This is a genomic window from Clavibacter vidaverae (assembly GCF_047529985.1).
Lineage (GTDB): Bacteria > Actinomycetota > Actinomycetes > Actinomycetales > Microbacteriaceae > Clavibacter > Clavibacter nebraskensis_A.
Genome location: NZ_JBLJAM010000001.1, coordinates 1,654,473 through 1,674,321, shown reverse-complemented (window position 1 = coordinate 1,674,321; position 19,849 = coordinate 1,654,473). Strand labels below are relative to the sequence as shown.

20 protein-coding genes and 3 tRNA genes are annotated in these 19,849 nt (G+C 73.7%); 17 read left to right on the top strand and 6 right to left on the bottom strand.

The window, feature by feature from the left end; all coding sequences use genetic code 11:
* Nucleotides 1-57 precede the first annotated feature (57 nt).
* From serS to ACMT9T_RS07750, 9 genes are all read left to right on the top strand, one after another.
* Nucleotides 58-1,338: a serine--tRNA ligase gene (serS, locus tag ACMT9T_RS07790; protein WP_414745002.1), complete on the top strand. Its 1,281-nt coding sequence runs from the start codon at nt 58-60 to the stop codon at nt 1,336-1,338.
* Nucleotides 1,335-2,156 (top strand): HAD family hydrolase, encoded by an 822-nt coding sequence (locus ACMT9T_RS07785; RefSeq protein WP_414745001.1) that lies wholly within the window; start codon nt 1,335-1,337, stop codon nt 2,154-2,156. Before serS ends, ACMT9T_RS07785 begins: the two co-directional genes overlap by 4 nt.
* 172 nt (nt 2,157-2,328) lie before the next feature.
* Nucleotides 2,329-2,413, top strand: a tRNA-Ser gene (locus ACMT9T_RS07780).
* 16 nt (nt 2,414-2,429) lie between these two features.
* Nucleotides 2,430-3,692 carry an LCP family protein gene (locus tag ACMT9T_RS07775; RefSeq protein ID WP_414745000.1) on the top strand — a complete coding sequence of 421 codons (1,263 nt, stop codon included), beginning with the start codon at nt 2,430-2,432 and terminating at the stop codon, nt 3,690-3,692.
* A gap of 400 nt (nt 3,693-4,092) precedes the next feature.
* A tRNA-Ser gene (locus tag ACMT9T_RS07770) sits at nt 4,093-4,184 on the top strand.
* A gap of 120 nt (nt 4,185-4,304) precedes the next feature.
* A complete protein-coding gene (locus ACMT9T_RS07765) occupies nt 4,305-5,375 on the top strand; it encodes a LacI family DNA-binding transcriptional regulator (RefSeq protein WP_414744999.1) in 1,071 nt (356 codons plus the stop codon).
* Between the two features lie 171 nt (nt 5,376-5,546).
* A complete protein-coding gene (locus ACMT9T_RS07760; RefSeq protein ID WP_015489256.1) occupies nt 5,547-6,245 on the top strand; it encodes a ThuA domain-containing protein in 699 nt (232 codons plus the stop codon).
* Nucleotides 6,246-6,262: 17 nt separating this feature from the next.
* A complete protein-coding gene (locus ACMT9T_RS07755; RefSeq protein WP_414745866.1) occupies nt 6,263-7,339 on the top strand; it encodes a Gfo/Idh/MocA family protein in 1,077 nt (358 codons plus the stop codon).
* Between the two features lie 91 nt (nt 7,340-7,430).
* Entirely contained in the window at nt 7,431-7,784 is a 354-nt protein-coding gene (locus ACMT9T_RS07750; protein WP_414744998.1) for a hypothetical protein, read from the top strand.
* A gap of 49 nt (nt 7,785-7,833) precedes the next feature.
* Here ACMT9T_RS07750 and ACMT9T_RS07745 read toward each other — a convergent pair whose 3' ends face one another.
* Nucleotides 7,834-9,174: an alpha-amylase family protein gene (locus ACMT9T_RS07745; protein WP_414744997.1), complete on the bottom strand. Its 1,341-nt coding sequence runs from the start codon at nt 9,172-9,174 to the stop codon at nt 7,834-7,836.
* Between the two features lie 191 nt (nt 9,175-9,365).
* On the opposite strand from ACMT9T_RS07745, the gene ACMT9T_RS07740 reads away from it, so the two are divergent.
* Nucleotides 9,366-9,438: transfer RNA gene (locus ACMT9T_RS07740), tRNA-Arg, on the top strand.
* A gap of 101 nt (nt 9,439-9,539) precedes the next feature.
* On the opposite strand, the gene ACMT9T_RS07735 is transcribed toward ACMT9T_RS07740, so the two are convergent.
* The 3 genes from ACMT9T_RS07735 to ACMT9T_RS07725 are packed head-to-tail and all read right to left on the bottom strand — an operon-like array spanning nt 9,540 to nt 11,259.
* The gene (locus ACMT9T_RS07735) at nt 9,540-9,812 is read right to left on the bottom strand and encodes a response regulator transcription factor (protein ID WP_414744996.1); all 273 of its coding nucleotides are present in this window, start codon (nt 9,810-9,812) and stop codon (nt 9,540-9,542) included.
* Nucleotides 9,809-10,852 carry a hypothetical protein gene (locus tag ACMT9T_RS07730; protein ID WP_414744995.1) on the bottom strand — a complete coding sequence of 348 codons (1,044 nt, stop codon included), beginning with the start codon at nt 10,850-10,852 and terminating at the stop codon, nt 9,809-9,811. The genes ACMT9T_RS07735 and ACMT9T_RS07730 overlap by 4 nt, the downstream gene beginning before the upstream one ends.
* Complete coding sequence (locus ACMT9T_RS07725) at nt 10,849-11,259, bottom strand: PadR family transcriptional regulator (RefSeq protein WP_414744994.1); 411 nt, start codon at nt 11,257-11,259, stop codon at nt 10,849-10,851. The genes ACMT9T_RS07730 and ACMT9T_RS07725 overlap by 4 nt, the downstream gene beginning before the upstream one ends.
* Before the next feature lie 124 nt (nt 11,260-11,383).
* Here ACMT9T_RS07725 and ACMT9T_RS07720 point away from each other — a divergent pair, with 124 nt between their 5' ends.
* From ACMT9T_RS07720 to ACMT9T_RS07695, 6 genes are all read left to right on the top strand, one after another.
* The gene (locus tag ACMT9T_RS07720) at nt 11,384-11,704 is read left to right on the top strand and encodes a DUF6412 domain-containing protein (protein ID WP_414744993.1); all 321 of its coding nucleotides are present in this window, start codon (nt 11,384-11,386) and stop codon (nt 11,702-11,704) included.
* 109 nt (nt 11,705-11,813) lie between these two features.
* Nucleotides 11,814-12,572: a YidC/Oxa1 family membrane protein insertase gene (locus ACMT9T_RS07715; RefSeq protein ID WP_414744992.1), complete on the top strand. Its 759-nt coding sequence runs from the start codon at nt 11,814-11,816 to the stop codon at nt 12,570-12,572.
* 64 nt (nt 12,573-12,636) lie between these two features.
* A complete protein-coding gene (locus ACMT9T_RS07710; RefSeq protein ID WP_414744991.1) occupies nt 12,637-13,545 on the top strand; it encodes an alanyl-tRNA editing protein in 909 nt (302 codons plus the stop codon).
* Between the two features lie 124 nt (nt 13,546-13,669).
* Entirely contained in the window at nt 13,670-14,200 is a 531-nt protein-coding gene (locus ACMT9T_RS07705; RefSeq protein ID WP_414744990.1) for a hydophilic protein, read from the top strand.
* A gap of 17 nt (nt 14,201-14,217) precedes the next feature.
* Nucleotides 14,218-15,252, top strand: a complete 1,035-nt coding sequence (locus ACMT9T_RS07700) for an aldo/keto reductase (RefSeq protein WP_414744989.1) — start codon at nt 14,218-14,220, stop codon at nt 15,250-15,252.
* 91 nt (nt 15,253-15,343) lie between these two features.
* Entirely contained in the window at nt 15,344-16,117 is a 774-nt protein-coding gene (locus ACMT9T_RS07695; RefSeq protein WP_414744988.1) for a lysophospholipid acyltransferase family protein, read from the top strand.
* Between the two features lie 284 nt (nt 16,118-16,401).
* Here the strand turns inward: ACMT9T_RS07695 and panD are convergent, their stop codons facing one another.
* The gene (gene panD, locus ACMT9T_RS07690; protein ID WP_414744987.1) at nt 16,402-16,818 is read right to left on the bottom strand and encodes an aspartate 1-decarboxylase; all 417 of its coding nucleotides are present in this window, start codon (nt 16,816-16,818) and stop codon (nt 16,402-16,404) included.
* Nucleotides 16,819-17,053: 235 nt separating this feature from the next.
* On the opposite strand from panD, the gene ACMT9T_RS07685 reads away from it, so the two are divergent.
* Complete coding sequence (locus ACMT9T_RS07685) at nt 17,054-18,133, top strand: YihY/virulence factor BrkB family protein (RefSeq protein ID WP_414744986.1); 1,080 nt, start codon at nt 17,054-17,056, stop codon at nt 18,131-18,133.
* A gap of 58 nt (nt 18,134-18,191) precedes the next feature.
* Here ACMT9T_RS07685 and ACMT9T_RS07680 read toward each other — a convergent pair whose 3' ends face one another.
* Nucleotides 18,192-19,718 carry a cryptochrome/photolyase family protein gene (locus ACMT9T_RS07680; protein WP_414744985.1) on the bottom strand — a complete coding sequence of 509 codons (1,527 nt, stop codon included), beginning with the start codon at nt 19,716-19,718 and terminating at the stop codon, nt 18,192-18,194.
* Between the last annotated feature and the right edge of the window lie 131 nt (nt 19,719-19,849).

Below are 19,849 nucleotides of genomic sequence, written 5' to 3'. Positions count from 1 at the left end.
CGGCGTCCGGGGGCTTGACTCCCGGCCGGCTCCGACCCGCTTCGTTAGAGTGACGGGGTGATCGATCCGCAGACCCTCCGCGACCATCCCGACCTCGTCATCGCCTCGCAGGAGCTGCGCGGAGCCTCCGTGGAGGTGGTCGACCAGGCGGTCCGCGCGGACGCCGAGCGCCGCCACGCGATCACCGAGTTCGAGGGCCTGCGCGCCGAGCAGAACGCGCACGGCAAGCTCGTCGCGAAGGCCGACAAGGCCGACAAGCCGCGCCTCATCGCCGAGGTGCAGGAGCTGAAGGCCCGCGTCACCGCCGCGCAGGAGCGCGCGCAGGAGGCCGAGGCCGCGCTCGACGAGGCCATGCGGCGGATCCCGAACATCGTCCTCGACGGCGTCCCCGCGGGCGGCGAGGACGACTGGGCGCTCGTGCGCGAGGTCGGCGCCAAGCCCGCCTTCGACTTCGAGCCCCGCGACCACCTGGAGATCGGCGAGATCCTCGACGCCATCGACATGGGCCGCGGCGCCAAGGTCTCCGGCGCGCGCTTCCACTTCCTCAAGGGCATCGGCGCGCAGCTCGAGATCGCGCTGATGAACTTCGGCCTGGCCCGCGCGCTCGAGGCCGGCCTCGTGCCGCTCATCACGCCCACGCTCGTGAAGCCCGAGATCATGGCCGGCACCGGCTTCCTCGGCGCCCACGCCGACGAGGTCTACCACCTCGACGACGACGACCTCTACCTCACGGGCACGAGCGAGGTGGCGCTCGCCGGGTACCACGCCGACGAGATCCTCGACCTGGCCGACGGCCCCGTCCGCTACGCCGGCTGGTCGACCTGCTACCGCAAGGAGGCGGGCTCCTACGGCAAGGACACCCGCGGCATCATCCGCGTGCACCAGTTCCAGAAGCTCGAGATGTTCTCCTACGTCGACCCGGCCGACTCCGAGGCCGAGCACGAGCGCCTCCTCGCCATGCAGGAGCGCATGATGCAGGACCTCGGCCTCTCGTACCGCGTCATCGACACGGCGGCGGGCGACCTCGGCTCCAGCGCCGCGCGCAAGTACGACGTCGAGGCGTGGATCCCCACCCAGGGCGCCTACCGCGAGCTCACCTCCACCTCGAACTGCACCACGTTCCAGGCCCGCCGCCTCGGCACGCGCTTCCGCGGGGAGGACGGCCGCACCTCGCCCGTCGCGACCCTCAACGGCACGCTCGCCACCACCCGCTGGATCGTCGCGATCCTCGAGACGCACCAGCAGGCCGACGGATCCGTGCGCGTCCCCGAGGCGCTGCGCCCGTACCTCGGCGGCCTCGAGGTCGTCGCGCCCGCCACGGCGAAGGCCGCGCGATGACCCCGCGCGTGACCGACGCCGACCGCCTCCTCATCGCCCTCGACATCGACGGCACGCTCCTCGGGGAGGACGGCTCGCTCGACGAGTCGGTCATCCGCGAGGTGCGGCGCGTGGAGGAGATCGGCCACCTGGTCATGCCCTCCACCGGTCGCTCGGTCGCCGACACCCTGCCGATCGTCGACCGCCTCGGGATCCACCCGCGCTACATGGTCTGCTCGAACGGCGCCATCGTGCTCGAGCGCGACGCGGACGCCCCCACGGGGTACGCGCGCCGCTTCGTCGAGACCTTCGACCCCGCGGAGGTGCTGCAGCGCATCCGCCCGCACCTCGCGAGCGGCCGCTACGCCGTCGAGGATGAGGAGGGCGTGTACCTCTACTCCGGCGGCGACTTCCCGGACGGCGTGCTCGAGGCCAACGGCCGCCACGTCGAGTTCGAGGAGCTGCTGCACGTGCCGGCGACGCGCGTCGTCGTGATCTCGCCCGGCCACGACATGGAGGACTTCCAGGACGTCGTCGAGCGCATGGGCCTGCACCGCGTCAGCTACTCCATCGGCTGGACGGCGTGGCTCGACATCGCGCCCGACGGCGTCAACAAGGCCACCGCCATGGAGCGCGTCCGCGAGCTGCACGGCATCGCGCGCACGCACGTGGTCGCCATGGGCGACGGCCGCAACGACATCGAGATGCTGGAGTGGGCCGGCGAGCACGGCCGCGGGATCGCGATGGGCCAGGCGCCTGCCGAGGTCATCGCGGTCGCCAGCGAGGTCACGGGCCCCATCACCGAGAACGGTGCGGCCGCGGTCCTCGCGCGTCTCTGACGTCCCGCCGCGCAGGATTCCCCACCTGGGGAGAGTTCAGCTCGCTCTGATGCTCCGCGTGCGAGAGTGGCGCATCCCGCGCGGTCACCCGGCCGCACCACCGCGGGCCGACCGGCCACCGGTAGGATCCTGATCGATCGCACGTCCCCGCCTCGCGGGATCGCGCGCATCGGGAGGGCTGTCCGAGCGGCCGATGGAGCCAGTCTTGAAAACTGGTGGGCAGAGATGTCTCGTGGGTTCGAATCCCACGCCCTCCGCCCGGAGAGGATCCGCATGAGCGACGCGCCCCTGCGCCCCCGGCGAACCGCGACGCCCCCCGTCATCGCCCGCCACGGCCGGCTGCGCAAGCCCACGGCGCTGCGCACCCTGCTGGTCGGCACGGCCATGACACTCGTGGTGCTGGTCGTCAGCGGCGTCTCCGTGGCCACCATCGCGCTGGCGGACCTGAACAGGTCGGTGCAGGCGAACACCGTCGACATCAGCGACGGCACCGAGCAGACCACGGTCGGCGTCGGCGCGCTCGACGGCGGCTTCAACGTGCTGCTCGCCGGATCCGACACGCGCCAGGGCCAAGGCGACGGCTACGGCAAGACCGACGGCGCGCTCAACGACGTCAACATGGTGCTGCACGTCTCCGCCGACCACTCGCAGGCCACCGTCGTCAGCCTCCCGCGCGACATGGTCGTGCCCATCCCCGCGTGCGCGCGCAGCGACGGATCCGGCACCGCGCCGGCCATGTCCGCCGCGCCGCTCAACTCCGCGCTCTCCGACGGCGGCCTGCCGTGCGTCGCGAAGACCGTGGCGCAGTTCACGGGCCTCGACATCCCGTACGCCGCGCTCATCGAGTTCAACGGCGTCATCGAGATGTCGAACGCGGTCGGCGGCGTGCCCGTCTGCCTCGCGAGCCCGCTCAAGGACAAGCGCACCGACCTCGACCTCCCCGCGGGCGTGACGCCGCTCCAGGGCAAGCAGGCGCTGCAGTTCCTCCGCACCCGTCACGCGGTCGGCGACGGCAGCGACCTGGCCCGCATCAGCAACCAGCAGGTCTTCCTCTCGGCGCTCGTGCGCACCATGAAGCAGTCGAGCACGCTCTCGGATCCCACGCGCGTCTACGGCCTCGCCAAGGCCGCGGTCGACAACATGCAGCGCTCCACGTCGCTCGACTACCAGACGATGGCCTCCATGGCGCTGGCCCTCAAGGACATCCCGCTCGAGCAGGTGCACTTCGTGCAGTACCCGGGCACGACCGCGGGCACCGGCGTCTACGCCGGCAAGGTCCAGCCGCTGAAGACCGACGGCGACCAGCTCATGCAGCTGCTCAAGGCCGATGCGCCGTTCGAGGTGAAGGCCGGCAACGCCGGGCTCGGCGCGGTGGCGGAGAAGCCCGCGGGGTCGACCCCGGCGCCGTCGCCGTCGCCGAGCGCTCCCGCGGCGGGCGGAGGATCCCAGCCGGATGCCTCGGCGCCCACCGTCCTGCCGGATGCCGTCACGGGCACCGACGCCGGCACGGTCACGTGCTCGAAGGGCTTCAAGTGAGGCGCGGCGCGCGCACGCGATGAGGGCGACGGGTCCTCGCCGCACACCCTATGCAGCGGGGACCCGTCTATCTCGTTCAGCTTTCGACCCGAATCCTCCGCCGGACGAGAATCTCGTGTTCTCGCCCACGGGGGGCTCGCGACGTCGTCGCGTGCGTGAGGGTGAGCGGCGCCGGTTCGGGGGATCCGGGACCGCGGCCACGTGGGCGAGCGGGACATCTCTGGGCTGACACAGCGACACGCGCGGGGTAAGCCGGTCGGGTCCGGCACACGCGTCGAGACAGACACTACGTGTCCGTCGATTGGGGGACAACCGCGCCGCACCCCCCGTTCGGGCCCGCCTCCCGTGGCGCGGGGATGTGAGCATGCCGCCGCGTCCGGTACAGTGGACGGGTACGTCTGGAGACGTCGCATAGTTCGGCCTAGTGCACCACCCTGCTAAGGTGGAGTACCCGTATGGGTACCGTGGGTTCAAATCCCACCGTCTCCGCCATCCCGCCTCGCGGAGCCCCTCTCGACCGTCGCCCTGACGATCGCCTCTCGCGCCTCCGTGCTGCGCGGCCGCCTCCGGCCCGGCCGGTCGCCGCGCCCGCGTCGGCCTAGCATCACCCCCATGAGCGACACGTTTCCCGATGCGCCGCGGTCGCCCGACCCCGATCACGGCTCCGGCACCACCCTCGGCCTCATCGCGCGCGAGGCCAACGTGTCGATCGGCACGGTCAGCAAGGTCCTCAACGGGCGCAAGGGCATCTCGCCCGCCACCCGCGCGCGCGTCGAGGAGCTCATGGAGCTGCACGGCTACAGCAGGCGCGGCGCCGAGCGTCCGCACGGCGCGCTCCTCGAGATCGTGCTCGAGGTCGTCGACACGGGCTTCTCGGTGGACCTGCTGCGCGGCGTCTCGGCCGTCGCGCGCGAGCACGCGCTGAGCGTCATCGTCACGGAGCACGGGCGCGACACCGCGCTCGACGGCGACTGGATGGCGGGCGTCATGCAGCGCCGGCCGATGGGCCTCGTCCTCGTCTTCTCCGACCTCGCGCCCGCGCAGAAGCGGCAGCTGCGCAGCCGCGGCATCCCGTTCGTGGTGGTGGATCCCGCGGGGTCGCCGGCCGCGGACGTGCCGGCCGTCGGATCCACCAACTGGGAGGGCGGCCACGCCGCGGGGGAGCACCTGCTGGGGCTCGGGCACACGCGCATCGGCGCGATCAGCGGGCCGCCGCACCGGCTCTACTCGCGGGCGCGCATGTCGGGCTTCCGCAGCGCGCTCGAGGCCGCCGGACCGGCGGTGTCGCTCGTCGAGGTCGAGGGCGACTTCGGGCGCACCGCCGGGCACCGCGCGGGCGGCGAGCTGCTCGACGCGCCCGATCGCCCGACCGCGATCTTCGCCGGCAACGACGAGCAAGCGCTCGGGCTCTACGAGGCGGCGCGCGAGCGGGGGATCCGCATCCCCGACGACCTCTCCGTCCTCGGCTACGACGACCTCCCCTTCGCCCGCATCGTCTCGCCCGCGCTGAGCACCGTCCGGCAACCCGTGCGCGAGATGGCGGAGGCCGCGGCGCGCATGGTGCTGCGGATCCGCGAGGGCCGGAGCGACGAGCCCACGCGCCTCGACCTCGCGACGGCGCTCGTGGTCCGCGCCAGCACGGCGCCGCCTGCTCCGACGGACGCGGTGTCGCCGCCCGAGTGAAACGTTTCGGATCGCGCGCGCCCTCCTTGCCCCGCCCGACCGCCGGTGCGTAGCGTTCGAGACGCGCGCGTCAGAAGCCCGATCGCGCCCGACGAAGGAGTCGCTCGTGTCCCAGATCCCCCGCACGCCCGCCCGTCCGCATCGCGGCCGCCCGACCGGGACGGCGCTCGCGTGACCGCCGCCCGGAAGGCGCTCGTCGTCCGCGGAGGCTGGGACGGCCACATGCCCGTGGAGACCACGGGCCTGTTCATCCCCTTCCTCGAGGAGAACGGCTTCGAGGTGCGCGTCGAGGAGGGATCGGCCGTCTACGCCGACGCCGACGTGATGGCCGCGACCGACCTCATCGTCCAGGCCAACACGATGACCACCATCGAGCCCGAGGAGATGGCCGGCCTCCGCGCCGCCGTCATCGCGGGCACCGGCATGGCCGGCTGGCACGGCGGCATCGCCGACTCGTACCGGAACACCGCCGACTACCTGCACATGATCGGCGGCCAGTTCGCCCACCACGCGGGCAAGGACCCGGCCGAGCGCACGGGCGAGCAGTCCGACAACTACATCCCGTACACAGTCGAGATGACCGAGCTGGGGCGCACGCACGAGATCACGCAGGGCATCGCGGACTTCGACCTCGTGACCGAGCAGTACTGGGTGCTGAGCGACGAGTACAACGACGTGCTCGCGACCACCACGCAGACCGTCCGGCCGTGGGATCCGTGGCACCGCCCGGTCACCGCGCCCGCCATCTGGACCCGCCAGTGGGGCGAGGGCCGCATCTTCGTCTCCGCCCCCGGCCACCGCATCGAGGTCGTCGAGGACCCGAACGTCCGCACCATCATCGAGAGGGGCCTGCTGTGGGCAGCACGCTGAAGCACGACGACGACGCCATGACCCTCGGGATCATCGGCGTCGGGAAGATCAGCGAGCAGTACTTCGCGGCGTTCGAGAGCCTGCCGGGCGTGCGTCTCGTCGCCGTCGCGGACCTCGACCTCGACCGTGCGCGCACGGTCGCCGAGGCGCAGGGCGTGGACGCGCTGAGCGTCGACGACCTCATCGCGGATCCGCGGATCCAGACCGTGCTGAACCTCACGATCCCCGCCGCCCACGCCGAGGTCGACCTCCGCGTGCTCGAGGCCGGCAAGCACGTCTACGGCGAGAAGCCGCTCGCGCTGAGCCCCGCCGAGGCCGAGCCGATCCTGCGGCTGGCCGAGGAGAAGGGCCTGCGCGTCGGATCCGCGCCGGACACCGTGCTCGGCACGGGGATCCAGACCGCGCGCCAGGTGCTCGACGCCGGCACGATCGGGAGGCCGGTCGCCGCGAACGCCTTCTGGGGCGCGCCCGGCCACGAGCTGTGGCACCCGGCTCCCGCGTTCTACTACCAGCCCGGCGGGGGACCGCTGTTCGACATGGGGCCCTACTACCTCACGGCGCTCGTGACGTTGCTCGGCCCGGTCGTGCGCGTGCAGGGCGCGTCGCTCCGCTCCGACCGCGTGCGCTCGGCCGCCTCCGACCCCGAGGCGCGCGAGATCCCGGTGACGGTCGACACGCACGTCAGCGCCGTGCTCACGCACGAGTCGGGCGCGGTGTCCACCGTCACGGTGAGCTTCGACATCTGGGCCTCGCGGATCCCGAACATCGAGGTGTACGGCACGGCCGGCACGCTCTCGGTGCCGGACCCGAACCACTTCTCCGGCCAGGTGCAGGTCGCGACCGCGGAGCAGCGGGAGTGGACCGACGTCGAGCCGAGCGCCGGGTACGTCGACGCGGGCCGTGGCTGCGGCCTCGCGGAGATGGCCGACGCCATCCGCCGCGGCGTCCCGCACCGCGCGTCGGGCGAGCTCGCGTTCCACGTGCTCGAGGTGATGGACGCGATCCTCGACCCCGCGGCGACGGGCGAGATCCGCAGCACGGTGGGGCGTCCCGAGGCCGTCCCGCTGGGCCAGCCGGGGCGCTCCGGGGACTGATCCCGAGTCGTCCGCGAACAGGTAGTGGGCAGCCTTCCACAACCCCGTCGGCGGGCCGTTCCTGGGAGCCGCGGCGGACTAGCCTGACGCCGTGACCCGCCACTTCTCGCAGTTCCTCTTCGCGCCGTACGGCGACGGGGAGGGACTGCGTGCGGTGGAGTCGCACCCGGCCGACGAGCAGATCCTCGGCCGATACGGCGCGGGCGACGCCCAGGAGGGGCCCGAGGCGGACGCCGCCGATCCCACCTTCTGGCCGGCGCTGACGGCCGTCGAGTGGCCGCTCACGCACCGGCCGTTCGACGATGACGAGCCGGAGATCGCGGACGGGCACTTCGCCCCCGCGGACGAGGATCCCGACGCCGAGGCGCGCGAGGAGGCGGAGGCGCACGCCGCCCGCGCCGCCCTCCTCGCCGAGGTCTACGGCTGGCCGCATCGCGCCGTCTAAGGCGCTCCGTCCAGCGCGCGCCGTCTGACGCGCGGCGCTCCGGTCGGGCCTAGGCCCCGGCCAGCACCGCCCACGAGTGCGCGGGCACGCGTCCGTCCCCGCCGAGGTCGCCCGCCTCGACGCCGCCGTGCGCTGCGCCGACCTCCAGGGGCTCGTCGCCGATGTTGAGCACGAGTCGAAGCTCGCCGGGGGATCCGGGCGCGACGCCACCCGCGGCACCCGAGCCGGACGGCCGCAGCGCGATCGTGAGCGCGGTGTTCGTGAGGCCGGAGGTCTCCATCCGCGCGTCGACCAGCCAGGCGTGACGACGGCGCAGGCCGACGAGCTGCTGGTGGAGGCTGCGGATCCGGGCCGCGTCGGGATCGTCCGCGTCCGCCGGCAGCTCGGCGGGCGATGCCGGGTACGCGGGGCGCACGGCGTCGTCGCCGCCCGCGCGGTCCTCCTTCACGCCGGTGAGGCCGCGCTCGTCGCCCGCGTAGATCGAGGGGACGCCGGGGAGGAGGAGGAGCAGGGCGATCGCGTGGCCGAGGTGGCGCGGATCCACCGCCGAGGCGATGCGCGTCACGTCGTGGTTGCCGATGAAGGTCTGCGGCGTGAAGGACGGCAGCAGCTCGCCGTGGCGGGTGAGCGTCCAGTCGAGCTCGAAGAGGTTCTGCTCGGCGATCGAGTTGCGGATCGACTTCCACAGCTCGTAGGCCGTGATGGAGTCGATGGTCGACTCGGCGGCGTAGCCCGCGTAGTCGCCGTGGATCATCTCGCCGACGAACCACGCGTCGGGGTGCCGCTCGCGGACGCGCGGCAGCACCGCCGCCCAGAAGGACGCGGGCACCGCGTAGGCCGCGTCGAGGCGCCAGCCGGCGATGCCGCGGTCGAGCCAGTGGATCATCACCTCGGCCACGTGCGCGCGCACGGCCTCGGAGTCGTGGTCGAGCGTGACGAGGGGGCCGTGGCCCTCGAAGCCGACGGCCTCGCCGGCCTCGTCCCAGCGGAACCAGGACGCGGCCTCGGATCCGGGGCCGTCGGCGAGCGCCTGCACGAAGCGAGGGTGGCTGCGGCCGACGTGGTTGAAGACGCCGTCGAGGAGCACGCGCACGCCGCGCTCGGAGGCATCGGCGAGGAGCGCGTCGAGGTCGGCGTCGTCGCCGAGGCGCGGGTCGATCGCCAGGTGGTCCCGGGTGTCGTAGCCGTGCGTCTCGGAGTCGAAGACGGGCCCGAGCAGCAGCCCGTTGGCGCCGAGGTCGACGAGGTAGGGGAGCCACGCACGCAGCCGGTCGAGGCGGTGGGCGGGATCCGCGGGGCCTCCGGCGAGGTCGTCGCGGGACTGCGGCGCGCCCGTGAAGCCGAGCGGGTAGACGTGCCACCACACGACGTGATCGGTCCAGGATGCCAAGGGTCGCTCCTCGCGGTTCGGGTCGATCCAGCCTAATGAGCGGGTGCTCGGGCGGCCGCCGGCCCGGGCGCGGCCGGACACCCGGCGGGCCGCGACGCGCTGGGCGCGGCCCGGATTCGCGGGGCGGGCCGGGAGCATGTAGTCTGTCTCCCGGCCTGATCGCCGCTCGCGGAGATCATCGCCGCACGACTGCGCCCGTAGCTCAACGGATAGAGCATCTGACTACGGATCAGAAGGTTGGGGGTTCGAATCCCTCCGGGCGCACAGCACCTCCGGGTGCACAACTCTGGTTGAGACAGAATGGAACGGCCCGCCACCGGCGGGCCGTTCTCGTCTCCCGGGTGCATCTCCTCGGTCCCGCCCCCTCAGCGCGTCGAGGCGAGCGGCTCCACCACGTGGTTCTCGTACGCCCAGATCGTGGCGTGCAGGCGGTCGCGCACGCCGAGCTTGTCGAGCGTGCGGCTCACGTGCGTCTTCACCGTCGTGGGCGCGAGGAACAGCCGGCCCGCGATCTCCGCGTTCGAGAGGCCGCGCGCCACGAGCACCAGGATCTCCCGCTCGCGCGCCGTCAAGCGCGCGAGCTCGGCGTCCGTGCCGATCCCCTGGGCCGGGCGGCCGTGGTCGAGGAGCGCGCTCACGGGGTCGGCTCCGGGGTGGGCGTGGGCTCGGGGGCGGGCGTCTCGGTCGTCGGCGATGCGTCCGGAGCCGGGGTCGCATCGGGGGCCGCGTCGAGCGGCAGCGCCTTCGCGAACGGCGGACGCACCACGGCCTCGCTGCCGTCGATCGTCCCGGACACCAGGGCGGCGTCGGCGCTGCCGAGCGGGAAGACGTTCCATGCGCCGGCGGACGGCGTGACCGGCTCGCCCGTCGCCGGGTCGCTGACGATGCCGTCCGTCGCGTAGGAGCCGATGGTCGTGAGCGGCTTCCCGTCCTGATCGAAGAGCTGCACGCGGTCGACGAGGTTCCCGTCGGCGTCGTAGGCGAAGAGATTGGTCACCTGCTTGCCGTCGAGGGAGAGGCCCGGCTGCTCGATGTAGGAGGTGCTCGCCCCCGGATCGTTGTACTCCCGCACCGCGAGCTCGTTGAGAAGCGTCGGGAAGAGGACGAGGAGCACGAGCGCGGTGAAGACGCTCACCGCGGTGCGGAGGGCGCGTGCCGGCCGGGATCGCGCCCATCGTCCGAGCCCCCACTGCACGCTGATCACCGTCAGGACGATGAGGATCGTCCAGCCGATGAGGTTCGTCGGCAGCACGCGGAGGCTCCCGAGCGTCAGCCCGAGGAACTGGTACCCCGCCCACGCCCGCAGCAGCCACCACACCGGGCGGAAGACGATGAGCAGGTCGAGGATCGCGGAGAGCTCGCGGTTCGCCCGGATCCGCGCGTGGACCTCCCGGCCCCGCTCGCGGATGCCCTCCCGCAGCTGCGCGAAGGGCGAGGGGCTCGGCGTCGCGACCGCGCGCTCCGGCAGTCCGGCCGAGGTGCGCAGCTCGTCGGCGTAGCGCACGGGGTCGCCCAGCTCGAGGGCGCCGTCGTGATCCGCGGCCTCCTCCTGCAGGTCGGCCTCGAGGCCGCCCGTGAGGTCGTCGACGTCCTCCGGGTCGAGGTCGGCGAGGCGGGCGCGCACGGCGGCGGCGAACGCGGCGATGCGGGCGTCGAGGGCGGGATCTGCGGTGTTCACGGCTTGTCTCCGATCGTGCGGACGTTCACGGATGCGGGCACGGGGCCCTCGCCGGCGCCGCCGGCCTTCCGGGTGCGGGGGGCGGCGGCGGGCTCGCCGAGGAGCCCGCTCATGGCCGTCGCGAACGCGGCCCACGTGGCGCGCTGCCCGGCGAGGAGCTCGCGGCCCTCGGGGTTGATCGCGTAGTACTTCCGGTGCGGGCCGCCCTCGGACGGCACGACGTAGCTCGAGAGCGCGCCGGCCGCGTAGAGGCGGCGGAGGGTGCCGTAGACGGAGGCGTCGCCGACGTCGCCGAGGCCCGCGTCGCGCAGGCGCCGCACGATGTCGTAGCCGTACCCGTCGTCGTGCTGCACGACGGCGAGCACGGCGGTGTCGAGCGCTCCCTTGAGGAGCTGCGTGGTGTCCATCAGCCGATCTCTCTCATGCGTCGCACGGTATCACGCAGTGCGCGGTACCTCGGAGCGCGGGGCACGGCGGCGTGTCCGCGACCCGGCCCTCGTGCTGCGGCCGGGCCCGGTGCTACCGTCGGGCATGCCCATCGCGCTGGAGGCCCTCGGCCGCGTGCTCGCCCTGCTGGGCGACGTCGTGCTCGGCGGAGCGGGCATCTCGCCCGCGATCCTCCTCGCGGCCCTCCTCGGCGCCGCCTCCGTGGCCGCGGCGGTCGCGCTCGTGCGCATCGCCGCCGCCCGCGGGCTCCTCGGATCCGCCGCGCCACCGCTGCGTCCCGACGAGGACGTCGACCTCCCGGTGCTCGTCTCCTCGAGCGACCCGGACGCGGACGGGCACGAGCGCTCCCGGGCCCCGGGGCGCCCGGCGCAGGTCGTCGTGCCCGCGCCGCTCCCGGCCGCCTGACCGCGGCCCGCCGAGGTCCCCCACCGCCGCCATCCCGCGGCACGGACCGGGCGCGCGCCCGGATGCGACGACCAGACGGACCCCCTCCGCTCTCGTCGCAAGGAACCCCGTGGACCCCACATCGATCGCCCCCGTCCGAGCCGTGCTCGACGGCCTGTCCCAGCTCGTCGTCGGCCTCGCCGACCTGATCCAGCCGCTCGCCGGCGCCTCCGCGACCGGCGTGGCCGTCATCCTCCTCACGCTCGGCGTGCGGGCGCTGCTCCTGCCGGTCGGCATCGCGCAGGTGCGCGCCGAGATCCAGCGTCGCCGTCTCGCGCCGGCGCTCGCCGAGCTGCGCCGCCGGCACGCGGGGAAGCCCGAGCGGCTGTCCCGCGCGACGCAGGAGCTGTACGCGCGCGAGGGCGCGTCGCCGCTCGCCGGCTGCCTGCCGACGCTCGCGCAGGCGCCCGTGCTCGCGGCGGTCTACGCCCTCTTCGTGCACGCGCGGATCGGCGGCGAGGCGAACGCGCTGCTGGCCGCGCCCTTCGCCGGCGTGCCGCTCGGGACGAGCGCGCTCGCGGCGGCGGGGCTCGGGCTCGGCCCGGTCGTCGTCTCGCTCGTCGTGCTCGGGCTGCTCGCCGTGGTCGTGGAGGTGCGCCGGCGCGCCGACCTGCGGTTCCAGGGACCGCCCGCGCAGGCCGACCCCGCCCTGCCCGGCATGGCCGCGACGATGCGCATGCTGCCCTTCGTCACCGTCGTGTTCGCCGGGATCGCGCCCCTCGCGGCCGCCCTGCACCTGCTCGCGAGCGCGGCGTGGACGCTCCTCGAGCGCGCGGCGCTGCGGCGGATCCTCGGGCGCGCGCCCGCGCCGGGGACCGCGCCCGCGTGATCCGCGGGGCCGGCGCCGCGCGCCCGGTCTGCGAGGATCGAGGCACACCGAGCCGGGAGCCGCCATGACCTCCACCCCCGCGGGCGCCGTCGCCCTGCCGCCCACGCGCGTGACCTACCCGGCGGGCTCCGTCGCCTCCGAGGGCACCGCGGTCCGCGTCGACGACCTGGCCGACGGCACGCGCGGCGTCGTGCTCGACGTGACCGCGTGCCACCCCGTCGACGCGGCGTGGCCCGACCAGCCGGCCGACCGGGCGGTGCTCCGGGTGCGCGGCGCCGGGATCGAGGTGCTCGACTGCCTCGTCGGCGCGGCCGAGGCGGATCCGCCAGGCGATGGGGCGCTGCACATCGGCGCCGACGTCCCCGTCAAGAAGGGCGCCGACGGCTGGTCGTTCGTCGCCGTCCACGTCGTGCCGGGCGACGCCGACGTGCGGGCGGGCGACGCCGTCGAGGTCGCGGTGGATCCCGAGCACCGCCGCGCGCTCAGCGCCGGCCACACGGGCTGCCACCTCGCCTCCCTCGCGCTCGACCGGGCCCTCGCCGACGCGTGGACCAAGGACGTGCCGACGGACGCGCTCGGCGCTCCCGGCTTCGACGCGCTCGCGATCGACACGTCCCGCATCGGGGAGTGGTCGTCGGTCGACGTGTACCGCCTCGGCAAGTCGCTCCGGAAGAAGGGCTTCGTGCCCGCGGCGCTCCTCGACCACCTCGACGAGGTGCGCGCCGCGGTCGACGCCACGCTCGCGGGCTGGGTCGCCTCGGGCGCCGCCGCGCGGATCGAGCGCGAGGGCGACCTGCTCACCTCGCGCCGCTCCTGGGTGTGCGAGCTGCCCGACGGCGCCGCGCGGATCCCGTGCGGCGGGACCCACGTCGCCGGGCTCGACGAGCTCGCGTCGGTCACGGTGGATCTCGAGGCCGAGGAGGTCGGCGGCGCCGTCGTGGTGCGGATGCGCACCACCTGCGTCCCGGCCTGACACCCCTGGTCGGGGGACTCCGGTATCCCCGCACCTCCCGCGTCGGGTAGCGTGGACAAGCGCCGTCCGGCCGACCGGCATCCTCGGTCCGGCGACGGCGCGGCGATGGAAAGTGGTATCGAACGTGGCAGCAACCCCCGCGACGAAGTGCTCGGTCTGCGGCAAGGCGAATCCCGTCGGCATGGCCACGGGCAACATCCTCGACCACGGTCGCAACCACGAGCGCTGCCCGGGTTCGGGGAAGCCGCCCGCCGTGTCGACCAAGCCCGCCTCGGCGGCGGCGAAGTCGGGCACCGCCCCGTCGCGGAAGCCCGCGAGCGAGGCCGCCAAGCGCGAGCCCAGCCGCAAGACCACCCCGGCCAAGGCCGCCGGCCCCACCCGCGGCGTCACCGTGCGCCGCGTCGAGGTCGACACCGAGCGCCTGCGCCTGCGCGAGGAGAAGCTCGAGCGGATCCGCGTGCAGCGCGAGGAGGCGGCCCGCCGTCGCCTCGGCGACTACATCGTGCCGCTAGACGCCGACGGCCAGGAGGCCCCCGAGGCCGACATCACGCTGGAGACCATGGACGACGAGGCCCAGGCCACGGTCGAGCCCGGCGCCTCCACCGAGTCCGACGTCGCGCCCGCCGACGCCGCGGACGGCCGCCCCACCGCCTAGCGCGTAGCGTGGCGCTCATGACAGAGCAGTCCACGGAGCAGCCCACCACCCACCTCGGACGCACCGGCGTGGAGGTCTCGCGCCTCTGCCTCGGCACCATGATGTTCGGCGCCTGGGGCGAGACCGACCACGAGAAGTCCATCCGCGTGATCCACCGCGCCATCGACGCCGGGATCACCTTCATCGACACCGCCGACATCTACGCGTACGGCGAGTCGGAGGAGATCGTCGGCAAGGCGATCGCGCAGTCCGGCCGCCGCGACGACCTCATCCTCGCCACCAAGTTCTTCAACGGCATGAAGCCCGAGGCGAACCACCGCGGCGGCTCGCGCCGCTGGATCATGCGGGCCGTCGAGGACTCGCTGCGTCGCCTCGGCACGGACCACATCGACCTGTACCAGATGCACCGGCCGGACGAGCACACGGACATCGAGGAGACCCTCGGCGCCCTGACCGACCTCGTCACGCAGGGCAAGGTGCGCTACATCGGCTCGTCCACGTTCCAGCCGAGCCAGGTCGTGGAGGCCCAGTGGGCGGCGCGCGAGCGGGGCACGGCGCGCTTCGTCACGGAGCAGCCGCCGTACTCGCTGCTCACGCGCGGCGTCGAGGCGGACCTCCTCCCCACCACGCAGCGCCACGGAATGGGCACGCTCGTCTGGTCGCCGCTCGCCGGCGGCTGGCTCTCCGGCAAGTACCGCAAGGGCCAGGAGATCCCCAAGACGCACCGCAACGACCGCGACCCGTCGCGCTACGACCCGTCGGACCCGAAGTTCGAGGCCGCCGACCGGCTGGGCGCCCTGGCCGACGAGCTCGGCGTGCCGCTCGTGCACCTCGCGCTCGCGTTCGTGCTCCGGCACCCGGCGGTGTCCAGCGCGATCATCGGCCCGCGCACCATGGAGCAGCTCGAGTCGCAGCTCGACGCGGCGACCCTCGAGCTCGACGCCGCCACGCTCGACCGGATCGACGAGATCGTGCCGCCCGGGCAGAACGTGAACCCGGCCGACACCGGCTTCGCGAACTACTGGCTGGATCCCGCCCGCCGCCGTCGCTGACCCGCGCGGGGCACCGCCCGGGAGCCGATGCGGCGATCCGCCCACCGTCGGCTCCCGGACGGCGCCGATCCCGTCCCCGTAGGGTCGGTGCATGAGCCGCCGCACCCGCGAGCCCGTGTACGGGACCGCCGTGATCCTGGGGCGCGCGCTCTTCGGATCCCTCCGCCTCCGCCTGGTCGCCGACGGTCGCGAGCGCATCCCGGACACCGGCGGCGGGGTCATCGCCATGACCCACTTCGGCTACCTCGAGTTCGCCCTCGTCGAGTGGGCGACCTGGCTGCACGGCCGTCGGCGGATCCGCTTCCTGGCGAAGAAGGGCGCGTTCGACCAGCCCGGCGTCGGCTGGGTCCTGCGGCGCATGCACCACATCAGCGTGGACATGGCCGCGGGCGGAGCGGCCTACGCCGACGCCGTCGCGGCGCTGCGCGCGGGCGAGCTCATCGGCGTCTTCCCCGAGGCCGGCGTGAGCGCCTCCTTCCGCGTGCGCGAGCTGAAGACGGGCGCCGCGCGGTTGGCCGCCGAGGCCGGCGTCCCGATCGTGCCGGTCGCCGTGTGGGGCGGGCACCGTCTGCTGACGAAGAACCGGCGCATCCGGATGCGGGACCGCATCGGCGTGCCCGTGCACGTGCGCGTGGGGGAGCGGATCGCCGTGGCGCCCGACGCGGATCCGCGCGCCGTCACCGACGCCCTCCGCGACGAGCTCCAGGGCCTGGTCGACGAGCTGCAGGCCGCGTACCCGGTGGACGGGCGGGGCGCGTGGTGGCAGCCGCGGCACCTGGGCGGCACGGCGCCGACGCCCGAGGAGGCGGCGGCCGCGGACGCGGAGCGCGACGAGCGACGGCGGCGACGCGCCGAGGGGCGCTGACGAGCCGGACGACGGGGGGAATGAGACCGGCCCGGGCCTTCGAGGCCCGGGCCGGACTGCGCACGTGAACGTCTGTTACCCGCAGACGAACCGGCTGGTGCGGTACCGCTCACCCGAAGAGCCGTACCGGATGCCTATACGGTAGCCGGGCTATCCCGGGATCCCGCTGGATGCGCGGGAATGTACCCCGTTCTGGGGGAGCGCTCCTCTGTCCGTCATTTGGGGGACCCAGTACAGTGGCGGCCGGTCGGATGCCCTCCGGGCGAGCCGGGCGACGGCCCGCGTCAGACGGGCTCGGCCAGCGGGGAGCGCTCGAGGCCCGGGGCGGGCGGGGCCGTGGGGTCGGCGTCGACGAGGCGGATCCGGTTGCCGGCGTCCACGTGCACCACGCGCGGCTCGAACGAGCGCGCCTCCTCCATGGTCATCTGGCCGTACGCGATGAGGATCACGACGTCGCCCACGCCCACGAGGTGCGCGGCCGCGCCGTTGATCCCGAGCACGCCGCTGCCGCGCTCGCCCGCGATCGTGTAGGTGTCGAGCCGGGCGCCGTTGGTGACGTCGACGATGCTGACGCGCTCGCCCACGAGGATGTCGGCGGCGTCGAGCAGGTCGCGGTCGACCGTGACCGAGCCGACGTAGTGCAGGTCGGCGTGCGTCACCGTGGCGCGGTGGATCTTCGCGGTCATCATGGTGCGCAGCATGCGTCATCCTCTGCTCGGGCGGCGTCCGTGCGCGCGACGGCGGAGCACGGTGATCGTCGAGGCGATCACGAGGGCAACGCGCGGGAGCGGGCGGATGTTCCAGCGGGCGCCGGGTCCGGGCACGCACGTGGCCCTCGGCGAGTGTACGAGACGACCGCGGGCTTGGCGCGCCCGCCCTCGGGGGCCACGCTGGACGCAGGGGACCCGACCCGCAGCGATCACCACGGAGGCACCAGTGGCAGCACGAGACACGGCCGGCACCATCGAGGACCGGCCCGACGAGGACGACGCGCGCAAGCCCGACTCCCCGACCGAGATCGAGAAGCCGTCCTGGAAGTACGTCCTCCGCAAGACGATGCGCGAGTTCACCTCGGACCAGTGCACCGACATCGCGGCGTCGCTCACCTACTACGCGGTGCTGTCGCTGTTCCCGGCGCTCATCGCGATCATCTCGCTGCTCGGCGTGTTCGGGCAGGGCAAGTCGACCGTCGACGCGGTCGTGGAGGTGCTGGAGGGCTTCGCCCCGAAGGACGCCATCCAGCTCATCACGCCGGTCCTCGAGGGCTTCGTCGAGTCGCCCGCCGCCGGCTTCGCGCTCGTCTCCGGCATCGTGCTCGCCATCTGGTCGGCCTCCGGCTACGTCGGCGCCTTCAGCCGGGCTATGAACCGCATCTACGAGATCCGCGAGGGCCGCCCGTTCCTCAAGCTCAAGCCCACGCAGCTCGCGGTCACGGTCATCGGCATCGTGGTCCTGCTCGTGTGCGCGCTCATCATCGCGATCTCCGGCCCGGTCACGGAGGCCATCGGCGACGCGCTCGGCCTCGGCGAGACGGTGCAGATCGTGTGGTCCATCGCCAAGTGGCCCGTGCTCGCGATCCTGATCATCCTGCTCATCGCGATCCTCTACTACGCGACCCCGAACGCGAAGCAGCCGAAGTTCCGCTGGATGAGCATGGGCGCCGCCATCGCGCTCCTCGTGCTGGTCATCGCGAGCGTCGCCTTCGCCTTCTACGTCACGAACTTCTCCAGCTACGCGAAGAACTACGGCGCGCTCGCCGGCGTCGTGGTCTTCCTGCTCTGGCTCTGGATCGCGAACCTCGCGCTGCTGTTCGGCGCCGAGTTCGACGCGGAGCTCGAGCGGGGCCGTCAGCTGCAGGCCGGCATCGCCGCCGAGGAGACCCTCCAGCTGCCGCCGCGCGACACGAAGGTGAGCGACAAGAAGGCCGCCGCCGAGCGCGAGGACGTCAAGCTCGGCCGGGGGATCCGCGAGCGCCACGAGCGCGAGGAGCGCCTCGGCCGCGGCGACGACGCCTGATCCGCACCCGCTCGACCGAGGGCCCGCGCGTCGCGACCGACGCGCGGGCCCTCGCGCGTCAGCGGTCCTTGACCTCGTCGTACGCCGCGAGGGCCCGCCGCCGGGACTCCCCGAGGTCGACGATGGGCGACGGGTACGCCGCGAGCCCGCCCTCGGCGGCCGCGTCGGCATCGTCCTCGGCGCTCGCGACCAGGTCGCCCTGCGCTTTCCACGGCTCGTGCACCACGTCCCGCGGCGCGTGCGCGAGCTCCGGCACGTAGGAGCGGATGTACTCGCCCGACGGGTCGAACTTCTGCCCCTGCAGCACCGGGTTGAACACGCGGAAGTACGGGGCGGCGTCCGCGCCGGATCCCGCGACCCACTGCCAGCTCGCTGCGTTGTTGGCCGAGTCCGCGTCGACGAGCGTGTCCCAGAACCACTGCTCGCCGAGGCGCCAGTCGATCAGCAGGTTCTTGATGAGGAACGACGCGACGACCATCCGCACGCGGTTGTGCAGGTGCCCGTCCTTCCAGAGCGCGCGCATGCCGGCGTCGACGAGCGGCACGCCCGTCTCGCCGCGCTGCCAGGCGCCGAGCGTCTCGTCGGTGGGCTCGCGCCACGGGAAGGCGTCGAAGCGCGGCGAGAAGTTGCGCGTCGCCAGATCGGGCTGGTGGTACAGCAGGTGGTAGCTGAACTCGCGCCAGCCGATCTCCGAGAGGAACTTGGTGGCGTTGACCTCGTCGCCGCCCACCTTCTTCCCGCGCGTGCGCTGGATCCGGTGCCACACCTGGAACGGGCTCACCTCGCCCCAGCGCAGGTACGCCGACAGCCGCGAGGTCGTCATCGCGGCGGGCTCGTCGCGCTGCGCGGCGTAGTCCTCGAGCTCGTGGTGCACGAAGTCCTCGAGGCGCTGCAGCCCGGCGGCCTCGCCGGGGTCGCAGGCCTCGCGGAGGCCGGCCGCCCAGTCGGGCGTCGTCGGGAGCAGCCCCCAGTCGTCGAGGTCGTCCGAGCGGGGCGCACCCCGCGGGCCCTCGAGCGCGTCGGGTGCGGGGAACGGCTTCCGCGGCTCCTCCCGCTCCTGCGCGGTCTTCCAGAACGGCGAGTAGACGCGGAAGGGCTCGCCCTGCTTGTTCGCCACGGTCCACGGCTCGACGAGCAGCGACCCCTGGAAGCTGCGCACGTCGAGGCCCCGGTCGCCGAGGTCCTTCTTGATGGCCGTGTCGACCGCGATCTCCGCGCCGCCGTAGCGACGGTTCCAGAGCACCGCGCCCGCGCCGACCTCCGCCATGACGTCGTCGACGACCGCGGCCGCCTTCCCGCGGCGCAGCACGAGCGGCGATCCGAGCTCCCGCAGCGACTCGCCGAGCCGCGACAGGCTCATGTGGAGCCACCACCGGGCGGCACCGCCGAGGGGGCGGATCCCGTCGCTCTCCTCGTCGAGCACGTACAGCACCACGATCGGCTCGCCCCGCTCGAGGGCCGCGTGGAGGGCCGGGTTGTCGGCCACGCGGAGGTCGTCGCGGAGCCACACGACGCTCGGCCCGTGCGCGTCGGCGGCGGCCTCCCGGTCGGCGGATCCGCGGTCGGGGGCGTCGTCGTCGCTCATGGATCGAGCCTAGGACGGCGTCCGGCGAGCGACCGGGGCGGCGTCGCTTCGCGAACGACGCCGGGCGGCACGTAATATCGCACATGGCAGTGCGCGTCCGTCCGGGTCCGACCGCCGACACAGATCCGCCG